The organism is Chloroflexota bacterium (assembly GCA_020161265.1).
GTDB lineage: Bacteria > Chloroflexota > Chloroflexia > Chloroflexales > Herpetosiphonaceae > Herpetosiphon.
In genome coordinates, this window is the sequence record JAIUOC010000007.1 from 214832 (window position 1) to 229448 (window position 14617).

The window sequence follows — 14617 nt, forward strand, 5'->3', positions numbered from 1 at the left end:
CTTTTTCGTAAGGTTGCAGATCTAGAGTGACGCTAGCAATTGATTATAGTACTGAGGTCATAGCCCTGAATGAGTGACTTGAAGTTGTTTACCCATGATTATCGGCCAACCTTGTGGCATAAATTGAACCAAACCCAGCCAATTGTGGCGATTTTCTTTCGAAATTTAGCCTGCACGATGTGCCAAGGAATGCTGCGTGTCCTCGAAGGCTACCAGGATCAATTTCGCCAATTTCAGGCTCAGCCAGTGGTTTTAGCCAAAACCAACCCCGCCAGTTTAGCAGGCTTTATTCAACACTTCCGCCCACAATACCCCATGCTCAGCGACCCCTCAGGCGATGTTTTTCGCGCCTATAGCAACGCCAGCGAGCAACTCGAATTTCAAGGTGGGATTTTGGTCTTACCACCACGCTCAATCACTGCCGTCTTTCGATTTGTGCCCCAAGGCCTTGAGCAGCAAGTACCAATCAACGAGCTTTTGGAGTGCGTCAAGACGCTAAATTACTATCGTTCAAGCATCACGGCCTAGCAGTTGGCGATATTGGCGAGGGGTCAGGCCGGTAATTAGCCGAAATTGGCGCGAAAAAGCACTATGATCAGCATAGCCACAGGCGGACGCAATCGCCGCAATCGAGCTATTTCCCGCCAGTAGATTAATACTGGCATCAATTCGGGTTTTAATCAGCAGTTGCTTGGGGGTTAATTCAAAAATCTGTTGAATTGCCCGTTCGTATTGGCTCAACGAAAGCTGCGCAATGGTTGCCAATTGTTGAATTGTGGCAATTTCACCAAAATGCTCGGCTAAATATTCGACTGAGCTAGCAACGCGCCGCCAAGTTGGGGCATTGCGATTGGGGCTGCGTAAATCGCGCGAAATACCAACCAAGCCCGTAACAACGCCGTTACGGTCGCGCAACGGGCGCTTGTGAGTCACACACCAACCTATCCGCAAATCAGGGTAAATATGCACTTCTAAACGATGATGCAACGCAACCCCAGAGCGAATCACCTGCTGATCTTGGCTGGCATAGCTAGCGCCCAACTCCAATGGAAACACTTCTTCGGGCAAACGCCCAATTAATTCCTGCTTACTACGACAACCACAACGTGCCCGCAAGGTTTCATTGACCACCTGATAACGCCCCGAACGATCCTTGCAGAAAAACACTACATCAGGCAAAAGATCAAACAACGACACGAGTTGGGTTACATCTGGATATTCAATTGTGCAAAAATCCGCATGCTGCATAGCCCAATTGTACAAGACAAATCGCCACAAACGCGCTATTGTAAATATCAGGGGTTAGGGGCTAGGAGTCAGAGGCTAGGGATCAGAGGTCAGGAAGGTTTAACACAGAGGCGCAGAGAATTAGGCTTCAGGCTATTGGCTATCGGAACATACAGTGGCATTTCAACGGCATTTCAACAAATAGCCTCGTCAAAGAAGCGTAACAACATCCCATAGCCTAGATAGTAGGGGTGCAGGGGATGAAAACCCCTGCGTTTCCCGCCTTGAGGCGGGACGGAAGGGTGGTGACCACCAATGATTCTGCTATCTCAATGATTATGGCAAAAAAGCGTAACAACATCCCATAGCCTAAATAGTAGGGGTGCAGGGGATGAAAACCCCTGCGTTTCCCGCCTTGAGGCGGGACGGAAGGGTGGTAACCACCAATGATTATTGAAAAACCAGAAGGAGCAACAATGCGCCTTGCTATTGTCGATTCGCATACTGCTGGCGAACCAACCCGCATCGTGATTGCTGGTGGCCCCGATCTTGGCGGCGGAACCGTTGCCCAACAACGCGACGTACTAGCCCAACACCACGATTGGCTGCGCTCAGCGGTTGTCAACGAACCACGCGGCTCGGATGTGTTGGTTGGTGCGCTGTTATGCCCACCAAGCGATCAACGTTGCTGCACTGGGGTGATCTTCTTTAATAATGTTGGCTATTTGGGCATGTGCGGCCATGGCACAATTGGCTTAGTCGCAACCCTCGCCTATCTTGGCAAAATTGAGCTTGGCGAGCATCTGATTGAAACGCCCGTTGGGATTGTTAGTGCCACATTACACGCCGACGGCCAAGCAACGATCGAAAATGTGCCAAGCTATCGTTATCGCGCCAATGTTCCAGTCGATCTGCCAAATCATAGGCGAATTCATGGTGATATTGCTTGGGGCGGCAATTGGTTTTTCTTGGTCAATGACCATGGCCAGGATTTGCAATTGACCAATGTTGAGCAACTAACTGCATTTAGCTGGCAGATTCGCCAAGCGCTCGAAGCTGCAGGCATCACTGGCGCGGACAATGGGCTGATTGATCATATTGAATTATTCGGGGTAGCCGCTGAGGGAGCCAACAGCCGTAGTTTTGTGCTCTGCCCAGGCAAGGCCTACGACCGTTCGCCCTGTGGCACGGGCACAAGCGCCAAATTGGCCTGCCTCGCCGCCGATGGCAAATTAGATCCCAATACGCCTTGGGTCCAAGAAAGTATCATCGGCAGTCGCTTTCAAGCCGAATATCGCCAACACGAACAGGCGATTATTCCTAAAATTACTGGCTCGGCCTTTGTCACGATCGAAGGCCAGTTGATTTTGCACGAAGCTGATCCATTTCGCTGGGGTATTCAATGAGCAGCGTGATCATTGTTGGCGGCGGGATTGTTGGCTGTGCAGTGGCACTGGAGTTGGCGCAAGCAGGCTGGCAAGTCACGCTGATCGAACGCGATTGCCTTGGCAGTGGCGCGACCGCTGCTGGCATGGGCCATATTGTGGTGATGGATGAGGGCGAGGCTCAATTAAAGCTGACCTTATTTGGCCAACAGCTTTGGCAAGCGCTCACCGCCGACCATCCGCAACAACACGAATATCATGCTTGCGGTACGTTATGGGTTGCCACCGATGCCGAAGAGTGGGATTTGGTGGCTGAAAAAGCCGCAGTTTATCAGCAATATCAGATTGCCTGTGAAATTTTGGATGCGGCGGCGCTGTATGCCCATGAACCAGCTCTACGAGCAGGCTTGGTCGGTGGTTTATTGGTTCCTAACGATAGCGTTGTTTATCCACCAAAAAGTGCAGTTTATTTATGGCAACAAGCTGAAAAGCACGGAGCCACGTTGGTTTATGGTGAAGTTACCACAATTCAAACCAATTATGTTCAATTAAATGATGGTCGCCAACTCAGCGCCGATGCGATTGTGGTTGCTAATGGCCAGCGCTGCATCGACCTCTTGCCCGAATTGCCAATTCGCGCCAAACGCGGCCAGTTGGTGATTACCGAACGTTATCCCGCGCTGATCAAGCATCAATTAGTCGAATTGAGCTACATCAAAAATGCGCATGCCAGCAGCGGCGATTCGGTGGCCTTCAATCTTCAGCCCCGACCCAACGGCCAATTGTTAATCGGCTCCTCACGCCAATTTGATCGCACTGATCGCCAGATCGATCAGCAATTGTTAAGCCAGATGTTGCGCAAGGCGATTGACTATGTCCCAGCCCTCGCCGATGTGCGTTGTCTGCGCACATGGACAGGCGTGCGGGCGGCCTCGCCTGATGGTTTGCCGATGATCGGCCAGCATCCAGAGCGTGCAGGCCTATGGTTGAATGTTGGCCACGAAGGCTTGGGCATAACCACTGCCTTGAGCAGCGCCCGCTTATTGGCCGACCAAATGCTTCAGCGCCCATCACACCTTGCGATCCAGCCCTATTTGCCACGCAGCTTGCAGCAGGAGCAGCCGCAATGAAGCAAATTCGCATTTCAATCAATGGTACAGAGTATCACGTAGCTGAGCATAGCAATCTAGCGGCGGTGCTGATGGATAAAGCCATCGCCAATCGACGTTCGGTCACAGGCGAGCCACGCATGGCGGTTTGTGGGATGGGCAGTTGTGGCGAGTGCCGCGTGACCATCAATCAGCAAGCTCATCAATTGGCCTGTTTGCAGCAATGTTGCGAGGGCATGGAGGTGAATTGTGAGCCTTAATGTCGTGATCGTTGGCGCTGGGCCAGCCGGATTGGCCGCAGCTTGGAGCGCCAGCCAAAGCAACGCCAACGTCACCCTGATTGATCAAGCCGATCAGGCTGGGGGCCAGATTTGGCGCGGTGGCCAAGGTTATGCGCCCAAGCGTTATCAACATTTGTTTTTTCAACATACCGCACTGCAATATCGCAAACAAACCCACGTGCTTGGGGCAAGCGAGCAACAATTGTATTTAGCCACGCCCCAAGGGCCGCAACAACTGCGCTACGATCGGCTGATTTTGGCCAACGGCGCACGCGAATTGTTCTTGCCATTTCCAGGCTGGACGTTGCCCAAAGTGGTGGGCGTAGGTGGCTTGCAAGCGTTGGTCAAGGGTGGCTTGCCAATCGTTGGCAAACGAGTGGTAATTGCTGGCAGCGGGCCATTGCTAATTGCAGTTGCCAGCCAATTAAAGCAGCGTGGCGCAATCATCAAAGCCGTGGTTGAACAAGCACCTATCGCCCAGCTTTTACGCTTTGGGCGGAGCTTGGTTGGTCATCCTACAAAAATGCTGCAAGCCGCTCAAAGTGCGCAAGCCTTAGCGAATACACCGTTTTATGTCAATACATGGATCATAGCGGCTGAGGGTGAAGGAGAAGTGCAGCAAGTCCAATTAAGCAACGGTCAACGGATCGAATGCGATTATTTGGCCTGTAGTTGGGGATTAATCGCCAACACCGAGCTAGCTCAGCAACTTGGTTGTCGCCTTGAACAAGGTTTTGTCGTCGTTGATCGCAGCCAACACACCAGCCGCGACCAGGTATATGCAGTTGGCGAATTAACGGGGATTGGTGGCGAAGATAAAGCCGTGATCGAAGGCCAAATTGCTGGGTTTGTGGCAACTGGCAATTATCAAGCAGCCAGTCAATTAGCGCAGCAGCAAGCCCAAGCTTGGCAATTTAGTCAACAATTAGCCGCAAGTTTCGCCCTACGCCCCGAATTGCGTCAACTTGCCCAAGCCAATACCATTGTTTGTCGTTGCGAAGACGTGACATTTGGGCAATTGCAAAGCCAACCAAGCTGGCGCAGCGCCAAACTACAAACTCGCTGCGGCATGGGCATTTGTCAAGGGCGGGTGTGTGGCGGGGCAACGCAGTATTTATTCGGTTGGAGTCAAGATAGCGTGCGCTTTCCAATTCATTCGGTCAGCGTCGCCGATTTAGTTATGGAGTCAGTATGAGCATGTGGCATGGAGTTATTCCAGCAATCACCACCCGTTTTAATCACGATGGTAGCGTTGATCATGGATTTTTGGCCGAGCACTGTGCTTGGATGTTGGATGCTGGCTGTGTTGGGATCGTGCCGCTTGGCTCGCTGGGCGAGGGCGCAACGCTTAGCGCCGCCGAAAAACGGGCAATTTTACAAACCTGCGTCAAAGTGGCTGGCTCGAACTCAGTAATCCCAGGCATTGCGGCGCTTTCAACTGCCGAATCCTGTCAGCTAGCCCAAATCGCCGCTGCCGAAGGCTGCGCAGGCCTAATGGTACTGCCACCTTATCTCTACTCGACCGATTGGCGCGAAATGCAAGCCCATATGAGCGCCGTGATCAGCGCCACCGAACTACCAGTGATGATCTACAACAACCCAGTGGCCTATCGCACCGATTTTGTGCCCAGCCAAATTGCCGAATTAGCGCAACGCCATGCCAATGTGCAAGCGGTCAAAGAATCGAGCACCGATGTGCGACGGGTGACGGCGATTCGGGCCGAGCTTGGCCAACGCCTCGAAATTCTGGTTGGGGTTGATGATGCAATTGTTGAGGGCATCGCGGCTGGGGCGGTTGGCTGGATCGCAGGCTTGGTCAATGCTTTTCCACACGAATCGGTTGAGCTATTTCAACTAGCTCAAGCTGTCGCCGCAGGCCATGGCGATCGTGCCCGACTCGACGAGATCTATGCTTGGTTCTTGCCATTATTGCGGCTCGACACCGTGCCAAAATTTGTCCAATTGATTAAACTCACCCAAGCGATGGTCGGCATGGGCAGCGAAACTGTGCGAGCACCACGGCTGGAATTAGTTGGAGTCGAGCGTGAAGCCGCCGTCAGCGTGATTGAACAAGCTTTGGCGCGGCGACAGGAGTTATGGCCATGAAACCAATTTTGATCAACGGCGAATGGCAAATTGGCGATTACGTTGGTAGTTTTCATGCGACCAACCCAACCACAACCCAAGCATTCACCACTGAATATCCGATTTCGGGGCGCGGCGATTTAGAATTAGCGTTGAGTGCGGGGGTTGCGGCTTCGCGTGCGTTAGCCCAAAGCAGCCCTGAGCAACGTGCCAAATTTCTCGAAGGCTATGCCGATTTGATCGAGGCCAAGCGCCAAGAACTGAGCACAATCGCCCATAGCGAAACTGGCCTGCCGATCGAACCCCGCTTGAACAGTGTTGAACTGTCACGCACCGTCAATCAACTACGCCAAGCGGCGCAAGCTGTGCGCAACCACACATGGGAACTGGCAACGATCGACAGCAAAGCTAATATTCGCTCGCTGTATGGTAGTTTAGCTGCGCCCGTGGCTATTTTTGGACCAAATAACTTCCCATTTGCCTATAATACGATTGCTGGCAGCGATTTTGCCTCGGCGATTGCTGCTGGGAATGCCGTAATCGCCAAAGGCCACCCAAGCCACCCCGCCACCACCGAATTACTGGCCGAATTAGCCCATCAAGCTGTGATCGCAGCTGGTTTGCCTGCGGCGAGTGTGCAATTGCTGTATGGTTTGCCCGATGAATTGGGCTTGGCATTGGTCAGTCATCCTTTAATTGGGGCGATTGGTTTTACTGGCTCGCGCCGAGCGGGGTTGGCGCTCAAGGCTGCCGCCGATCAAGCGGGCAAGGCAATTTACCTTGAAATGTCGAGCATCAACCCGGTGGTGATGTTAGCTGGGGCCGTGACTGAGCGGGCCGAAGCGCTTGCCGCCGAATTTGCTGGCTCGTGTACCTTGGGCGCTGGCCAATTCTGCACCAACCCTGGCTTATTAATGTTGGAGCATTCAGCGGCCAGTGCTGATTTTATTGCAGCTACCAAAGCGCACTTTAGCCAACACCCTAGCCTGACCCTGCTCAACCATGGGGTTTTGGCTGGGCTTGAACAGGGTATTGAGCATTTACAAGATGCTGGGGCACAGGTTTTGGTTGGTGGGCATGTGTTGGATGATGGGTATCGCTATGCCAATAGTTTGCTGTACGTTGCGGGCAATAGCTTTTTGGCCAATCCCCAAGCGCTCAGCCACGAAGTCTTTGGGCCAGTCAGCTTGATTGTCGAATGCGCCGACCAAGCCGAAGTATTGCGAGTACTCGATTGTCTTGAGGGCAATTTGACGGGCAGCATCTACAGCAGCAGCAACGGGACAGATGAAGCCTTTTATCAAATTGTTGCCGAGCACTTACGCTCCAAAGTTGGGCGTTTGCTCAACGATAAAATGCCCACCGGCGTGGCCGTCAGCTCAGCCATGAACCATGGCGGACCGTATCCCGCGACAGGCCATGCAGGCTGGACGGCGGTTGGCTTTCCCGCAACGATTCGGCGTTTTGCCGCACTGCACTGCTACGACAATGTGCGCGAATCACGCTTGCCAAGCATTCTGCAAAACGCTAATCCTCAGGCGATTTGGCGCTTGGTTGATGGCCAGTGGAGTAATGCTGGCATTGATTAGCCTAGTTACTCAGCAAATTAGCACCACTTAATGTTATTGCTACCCTGTCGGAGGGCAACGCAGGAGATTGGCAGCCTTTCCAATAAGTGGTTAGTAATAGTTTTATGATGAACATGGGGATCGGCAATTACGGGTATTCACTCCCGATCCCCAGCCCCCAATAACCAAACCCCGCCATTCCCTTCGCGTCCTTCGCGGTTACTCGGCGCTGATCCCTAACTCTCATCAAGCCATCATTGCCAGAGCCAAGCTCAGCATGCTAGACTGACAACAGTTTTGCCAACAGGAGCATTGCTATGGCTACATCCAAACCCCAATTATCACCCCTTGTTCGCATCATGTTTGTCGTTGTTGCCTTGGTATTGGTCGCTGGCGTTTCACTGTTGATCGCCCCAAGTTTAGTCGGGCCGCGTTGGCCATGGGCCTTACGGCCATTTGCAACCCGTTTTTTAGGCGCAGTCTATGCTGCCGAAATGGTGGCGGTGCTCTTTACGCTTGTGATCAACGATTGGTCGGTAGCGCGGCTCACCATTCCGCAAGCCGTCACCTTCACTACAGTTGTCACAGGCGCATCGCTGGTATGGATCAATAATTTTGATTTTTCGCGGGTAATCGTTTGGCTATGGTTTATCATCTACACCCTACCTACCTTGGCCTTAGGTTGGTTTTGGTGGCAATATCGCGCTTGGCCAGCAGTCAACCCGCAGCCATTAGGCCGATTACGCAACATCTTATTAATTGAGGCAGCTGTTTTAGCGGGCTATGGTCTAGCCAGTATTATTGCCCCCGATTGGGCCACAGCGTTTTGGCCATGGAAGATTGATGCGTTTCATGCCCAAATTTATAGCGCTTTGTTTATGACTGGAGCAATCGGTGCATGGATTGTGGCAGGTGGTGGCAATCGCTATGAACTGCTGACCCTCGGTTGGAGCCAGGTCGTACTAGGCTTAGGCGTAATTGCCGCCTTGGCCATCGTCGATTTTGGACCGGATAACCTGAGCGTACCATGGGCAAGCATCGGAACAATTATTTGGGCTACTAGTTTTGGGTTAATTGCATTGGTTGGGGGAATTTTAATTGGGTGTGGAATGCGGCAACGGAGCTAATTGGGCGGGGCCACTTCCCCCCGCTTCCCTCGGGCTCGACAACCTCAAGCCCGCGCTACGCCTCGTCGTGCATTGTACCACAACTCTTGGTTGCCTGTGCTTGCAGCCTCAAGTATAATATTGATTATTGTTCATTCGGTGTGCGCAGATAGGGGAGATCTGCCAATCCCCGCCGATCTTAATTGTTGAAGCTCAGGAGATCACACTATGTCTGCGTTTCCTTTACGTGAATTTGCTTCGACTGTTCAAGCATCCGTTGATAGTGGGCCACAATTTCCCAACGAACCAACGTCAATTGACGAAACTGGGCTTGGGATGGGTTTTATTGCCGATCTTGTTCTTAAAGTTATTTATTTCAATGGCACCATTAGCGCCCAACGGATTTCTGAACAAACCTGCTTGCCCTACCTCAACGTGATCGACAAAGTTTTGCAATTTCTCAAAATGAGCGAATATGTCGATATCGTTGGGGCTGAACAAGGCTTTGGTGAACGCGCCTATCAATATGTCACGACCCTTCAAGGCTCGCGCAAAGTCAACGAAGTATTAGAGCGCTCACAGTATGCTGGCCCAGCCCCTGTGCCGCTCGCTTCCTACATCGAGATGGTCAATCGCCAGTCAATCGGCGGCATGACCATCAATCAACAACGCATCCGCGAAGCCTTCAAGGATCTGGTGATCAACGACGAGATGCTGGATAAAATTGGCCCTGCCGCCAACTCAGCCCGCTCGTTGTTCCTGTATGGCCCACCAGGCAATGGCAAAACCACAATCGCCGAAGGTATCTCGCGCATTATGGGTGGCTCAGTAATGCTGCCCTACGCAGTTGAAATCGATGGTCAAGTGATCAAGCTCTATGATCCACTTAACCATAGCATTTTAACCAAGCCCGAAATGCGCCAAGATGATACACCTGCCCCATTCGGCGCGGTTGCCACCACCATGCCGCCTGCTCCCGACCGACGTTGGCTGCACTGCAAGCGCCCCCGCGTGATGGTTGGCGGCGAACTGATTTTGGAACAATTAGAATTAATCTTCGATCCCATTTCCAAAGTCTATGAAGCACCCTACCAAATGAAGGCCAATGGTGGTTTATTCCTGATCGACGACTTTGGGCGGCAACGCTGTCGGCCTGAAGAGTTGTTGAACCGTTGGATTGTGCCACTCGAAAAGAAAATCGACTTTTTGGCGCTGCAAACTGGCAAAAAGATCGAAATTCCCTTCGATGTGTTGATCGTCTTTTCGACCAACCTTGACCCCAAGGGCTTGGTCGATGATGCCTTCTTGCGACGGATTCGGCATAAAATCGAGGTTGCCAACCCAACCCCCAACGAATATCGCGATATTTTCCGAATCGTTTGCAAAGCCAAGGGCGTGCCCTACAGCGATGATGGCTTGCGCTATTTGATTCAGGAACATTATTTCAAAGTTAACCGTGAGTTGCGCTGCTGTCACCCACGCGATTTGCTTGATCAAGTGCTTGATGAAGCGAAATATCGTGGTCAACAGCCCCAAATGAACAAAGAACTTTTGGATCGGGCTTGCGAAGCCTATTTTGTCAAAATGTAGCGAGGTCAAGTTATGTCACTTCTCAAACGTCTTGGAAGCACGCCAACAAGCCCAGAGCCAACTCCTCCTGCTCAGCCAGTTCAACCGATGGCTGGCGAACAATCAATGCCTGAATATCGCTCATCATCGTTGACTCCACTGAGCCCGCCACCACCACCAGCACCATCATCGCCACCCATGCCTGGCGGTAACCTCAGTGCTTTGGCAGGCTCTAGCTCTGGGCTAAGTGGCGGTACGATCAACACCAGCGGCTTTTTGGTCTTGGCCGATCGCGATGCCCACCGCAAATTGCTTGAGCTTTCGCTCTGGATTGTCGATAAAATTCAGGCTTCGGTCGGTTCGCAAACCCAACTACAACGCAACGAAGATTCTGAGCGCCTGATTCAAGAGCGCTTTACTACCTTTGTGCGTCAATCCACCACCAATCTCGACCAAGATGGCACCAAATTGCTCTATCAAATGGTGCTCGATGAATTATTTGGCTTCGGACCACTTGAGCAATTGATTCGCGACGATACCATTACTGAAATTATGGTCAACAGCGCCACAGTGGTGTATGTTGAACAAAAAGGTAAATTAACCCTTTCGCCAGTCATTTTTGCCTCGGAAGATCATGTGCTCAAAGTGATTGACCGAATTATTCGGCCACTCGGGCGACGGGTTGACCGCAAATGGCCCATGGTCGATGCGCGTTTGCCCGATGGTTCGCGGGTCAACGCCATCATCCCACCTTGTGCAATTGATGGCTCTTCGCTGAGTATTCGTAAATTCTCCAAGAAGAAACTCCAAGTCAGCGATTTGATCAATTATGGCTCGATGACCAAGGAAATGGCCGACTTCCTGAATGCCTGTGTGGTCAGCGCCATGAACTTGATCGTCTCGGGTGGTACTGGCTCAGGGAAAACGACGCTCCTCAACGTGCTTTCCAACTTCATTCCTGATCACTACCGGATTTGTACAATCGAAGACTCAGCCGAACTACAACTTGGCAAAGATCACGTGATTCGGCTTGAATCCAAGCCTGCCGATGTTGATGGTTCGGGTTTGGTCACGATTCGCGACCTTGTGAAGAACTCGCTGCGGATGCGCCCTGACCGCATTGTGGTAGGGGAAATTCGTGACGGCGCGGCGCTCGACTTGCTCCAAGCGATGAACACTGGCCACGACGGCTCAATGTCTACCGTTCACGCCAACACCCCACGCGACGCAATTCGCCGTTTGGAAACCTTGGCATTGATGTCGGGGCTTGATTTACCAGTTGCGGTTATTCGCGAACAAATTGCCTCGGCAGTACACGTGATTGTGCAGCAAGCCCGTTTGCGCGATGGCTCACGGAAAGTCGTAGCAGTAACCGAGGTTCAAGGCATGGAAAGCGGTCAGGTCGTATTGCAAGATATCTTCATCTTTGAAGATCAAGGTACTGCGCCAGATGGCAAAGTGATGGGTGTGCTGCGGCCAACTGGGACGCGCCCACGCTTTACCCCAGTGCTCGAAGCCAAGGGCTTCAAATTGCCTCCATCAATCTTCGGCGCAACCTTCCCCGGCATGCGGCGCTAAGTTCGATAGCTTGTTTCATACAACAACCCGTAGGACATTAAATCCTACGGGTTGTTTGGCGCTCCTAGGGTGTGCTATGATCGATAGTAAGGATCATTCATAGCAAGGGGGAGCGTAATGGCTCGACAAACCTGGATACGCCGAAGTGGAATTGTGGCTAGTTTGGTACTAGCACTGTGGGGTTGTGGTGAATATATCGCCCCAGCCACCAAACTCACGATTAATCCTAATGCCGACTCAGGTGCTTACTACCCAGCAATCTATGTTGATAACAACGATCTACGACACTATGCTTGGGCCGAATGTCAAGCAGGCAATGGCTGCGATTTAATTTATACGCGGATGCGTGGCTCAAGTGAATTGTTGCGGCAAACAATTACGATCACCAATTCGACCGCCTCACTGGTCTACCCAAGCCTAACTGCCGATAACACTAATACAATTCATTTGGCCTACCTCAGCAATCAAGCAGTGCCTGCCAGAGGTGATGCAACTTACCGCTATTATGCCGTCAGCATCAGCCCCGATGGCGCAACCATCAGCCAACCTGTTAATTTGCAAGGCGAAAGTATTAATAGTAGTTTGATCAGCCCCATCGCGGTGCGCAACAACGACGGCTCACATGTTGGTGTGATTTATACAATGCTTGACAGTAATCAACAAACTTTAGTCTATCGCCAAATTATGCCCAGCCTGAGCCAACCAGTGGCAATCGAAACGGTTGCCAGCAATATCATCCTGACCCAACCACGGATCAGCATCGATGCTAATAATACGATCCATGTGGTTTATGGCAAGCGCTCGGCAATTGTGTCACCGCTCAACAAGCAGGGCGGTGATCCAACGCTCGATGAAATTCGTTATGCTCATGGAACGCTGATTGGCATGACCGCCCGCACCGTCGATAGTTATACCAGTTCCTCAGCCAGTATTCCATTTGTGTATGATTTGACGCTGACCGATAAAGCCTACGTGACGTATATCAAACATCCAAGTGCTACGCCGCGTGGCATTCCCACCGATAGCCTGCGCAGCCACAATGCCACCGATAATCTCACCACCGATTTGGTGCTGCCATCGGTGCTTGAGCCATGGAATATTGGCGAAATTAGTACGGTTAACAGTGGTTCAGGCCAACCAACTGTCTATTTTGCCGGCACCAACAATACCTTCACTGATGCCTTTGCCTTTGATATTTGGCAATACGATGCCCAAGCCAGCGCCGGAATTAACCTGAGCAACACGCCAAATCAATATGAAAACAACCTGACGAGCAGCCGTTTTCATGCGCTCGATCTGGTTGCCTGGCAAGCTGATAGCTTTGGCAGCAACGGCTGCACCACCCAAGTCGTCAGCTATCGCAGCGATACCGAGCAAACTAATGTTGCCGAGCAATTTCTCAATCCATTGGGTTGTACGCCAAGTGTGCTACAAATCAGCGCAGGCGACGAAGTTGCCGCCGGCGTGTGGATTTCGGTTGCTCGCAATGATGCCACCCTCAATGTCCCAGCAACTGCATTCAATAGTTATGGAACGTTTTTACCGATTGCTCAACGCTAAAATGCTGTAATCGGGCCAAAGGATGAGTTAACAATCAGCCTCATGCCGCTACCTAGCATTGGGCTATTCGCCGATACTGCGCTCAGCAAGTAAAAACATCACCTTGAGGAGTATATGCAAGCAGTAGCCCAATATCTTAAACGTCCAGCAACCTTGGACGATATTCCAGCAGCAACCGCATTAATTAATCGTTGCTCAATGGAAGAAGCCAACGTGATCGAAATTGATGAAGCTGAACTAGGAGTAGAATGGCAGAGTTCAAATTTCAACATTGCCACTGATAGCCTAACAATCTGGGATGGCGAAACATTAATCGGCGTGACTGGGGTGTTCAGCGAAGAACCATATGTCCATGGCTATGGCTGGACACGGGTTCATAGCGATTATGCCGCCGACAATATTCAACAACAATTGTTGGATTGGCTCGATGAGCGCGTCAGCCAAGATATTGCCAAGGCACCAAGTGATGCTGCGGTTAGTTTATATCACGGCGTGCTCAGCACCAATCACGAAGTCGCCAAGAGCCTGAACGACCATGGCTATAGTTTGGTACGCCATTTCTGGCGCATGGTTATTGAATTGGCTGATTACACACCGCAGCCCGTACAATTACCCGAAGGTTTGATTATTCGGCCATACGATCCAGCAACCGAATTGCCAGCAGTAGTCCATGCAGTCCGCGATTCGTTCCGCGATCACTGGGGTTATGTCGAATCGCCATTTGAACAAGAACTCAAACAATGGCAAGAGATGATCGCCCGTGAGCCAAATTATGATCCAGCGCTGTTCTATGTGATTTGTGATGGCGACCAAATTGCTGCAATCGCACTATGTTGGAAGCACATTACCGAAGATTCCACGATGGGTTGGGTTGGCACATTGGGAGTTTGTCGGCCATGGCGGCGCAAGGGCTTAGCCAAAGCCTTGCTCTACCACGCCTTCAACGAATTTAGCAGCCGTGGTCAAGCGCGAGTTGGTTTAGGGGTCGATGCCTCAAGCCTAACCGGCGCAACCAAAGTTTACGCCGACGTTGGCATGAAGCCTGTGCGCCAGTTCGACCGCTATCAAAAAGTGCTACGGCCTGGCATCGAAATTGGCACCGAAACCGCCGAAGCCTAATAAAACCGATAGATTCTGAGCAAACGTAAC

13 protein-coding genes are annotated in these 14617 nt (G+C 51.6%); 12 read left to right on the forward strand and 1 reads right to left on the reverse strand.

Annotated features, from left to right (window positions below; all coding sequences use genetic code 11):
• Positions 1 to 69: 69 nt before the first annotated feature.
• Complete coding sequence (locus LCH85_16950) at positions 70 to 528, forward strand: redoxin domain-containing protein (protein ID MCA0353683.1); 459 nt, start codon at positions 70 to 72, stop codon at positions 526 to 528.
• Here LCH85_16950 and LCH85_16955 read toward each other — a convergent pair.
• Positions 511 to 1248: an AraC family transcriptional regulator gene (locus tag LCH85_16955; protein ID MCA0353684.1), complete on the reverse strand. Its 738-nt coding sequence runs from the start codon at positions 1246 to 1248 to the stop codon at positions 511 to 513. The two genes, LCH85_16950 and LCH85_16955, sit on opposite strands and share 18 nt — an antisense overlap.
• A 455-nt stretch (positions 1249 to 1703) precedes the next feature.
• On the opposite strand from LCH85_16955, the gene LCH85_16960 reads away from it, so the two are divergent.
• The 11 genes from LCH85_16960 (at position 1704) to LCH85_17010 (ending at position 14587) form a co-directional block, all read left to right on the forward strand.
• Positions 1704 to 2633 carry a proline racemase family protein gene (locus LCH85_16960; protein MCA0353685.1) on the forward strand — a complete coding sequence of 310 codons (930 nt, stop codon included), beginning with the start codon at positions 1704 to 1706 and terminating at the stop codon, positions 2631 to 2633.
• Positions 2630 to 3742 carry an FAD-binding oxidoreductase gene (locus LCH85_16965; protein MCA0353686.1) on the forward strand — a complete coding sequence of 371 codons (1113 nt, stop codon included), beginning with the start codon at positions 2630 to 2632 and terminating at the stop codon, positions 3740 to 3742. The genes LCH85_16960 and LCH85_16965 overlap by 4 nt, the downstream gene beginning before the upstream one ends.
• Complete coding sequence (locus LCH85_16970) at positions 3739 to 3981, forward strand: (2Fe-2S)-binding protein (GenBank protein ID MCA0353687.1); 243 nt, start codon at positions 3739 to 3741, stop codon at positions 3979 to 3981. The genes LCH85_16965 and LCH85_16970 overlap by 4 nt, the downstream gene beginning before the upstream one ends.
• Positions 3971 to 5197: an NAD(P)/FAD-dependent oxidoreductase gene (locus LCH85_16975; protein MCA0353688.1), complete on the forward strand. Its 1227-nt coding sequence runs from the start codon at positions 3971 to 3973 to the stop codon at positions 5195 to 5197. The genes LCH85_16970 and LCH85_16975 overlap by 11 nt, the downstream gene beginning before the upstream one ends.
• Positions 5194 to 6108 (forward strand): dihydrodipicolinate synthase family protein, encoded by a 915-nt coding sequence (locus LCH85_16980; GenBank protein MCA0353689.1) that lies wholly within the window; start codon positions 5194 to 5196, stop codon positions 6106 to 6108. The genes LCH85_16975 and LCH85_16980 overlap by 4 nt, the downstream gene beginning before the upstream one ends.
• Positions 6105 to 7676: an aldehyde dehydrogenase (NADP(+)) gene (locus LCH85_16985; protein ID MCA0353690.1), complete on the forward strand. Its 1572-nt coding sequence runs from the start codon at positions 6105 to 6107 to the stop codon at positions 7674 to 7676. The genes LCH85_16980 and LCH85_16985 overlap by 4 nt, the downstream gene beginning before the upstream one ends.
• A 296-nt stretch (positions 7677 to 7972) precedes the next feature.
• On the forward strand, positions 7973 to 8782 hold the full coding sequence (locus tag LCH85_16990) for a hypothetical protein (GenBank protein MCA0353691.1): 810 nt from the start codon (positions 7973 to 7975) through the stop codon (positions 8780 to 8782).
• A 207-nt stretch (positions 8783 to 8989) separates the two neighbouring features.
• Complete coding sequence (locus tag LCH85_16995; GenBank protein ID MCA0353692.1) at positions 8990 to 10351, forward strand: ATP-binding protein; 1362 nt, start codon at positions 8990 to 8992, stop codon at positions 10349 to 10351.
• Between the two features lie 12 nt (positions 10352 to 10363).
• On the forward strand, positions 10364 to 11908 hold the full coding sequence (locus LCH85_17000; GenBank protein ID MCA0353693.1) for a CpaF family protein: 1545 nt from the start codon (positions 10364 to 10366) through the stop codon (positions 11906 to 11908).
• Between the two features lie 117 nt (positions 11909 to 12025).
• Complete coding sequence (locus LCH85_17005; GenBank protein ID MCA0353694.1) at positions 12026 to 13468, forward strand: hypothetical protein; 1443 nt, start codon at positions 12026 to 12028, stop codon at positions 13466 to 13468.
• Between the two features lie 114 nt (positions 13469 to 13582).
• On the forward strand, positions 13583 to 14587 hold the full coding sequence (locus LCH85_17010) for a GNAT family N-acetyltransferase (protein ID MCA0353695.1): 1005 nt from the start codon (positions 13583 to 13585) through the stop codon (positions 14585 to 14587).
• Positions 14588 to 14617: the final 30 nt, after the last annotated feature.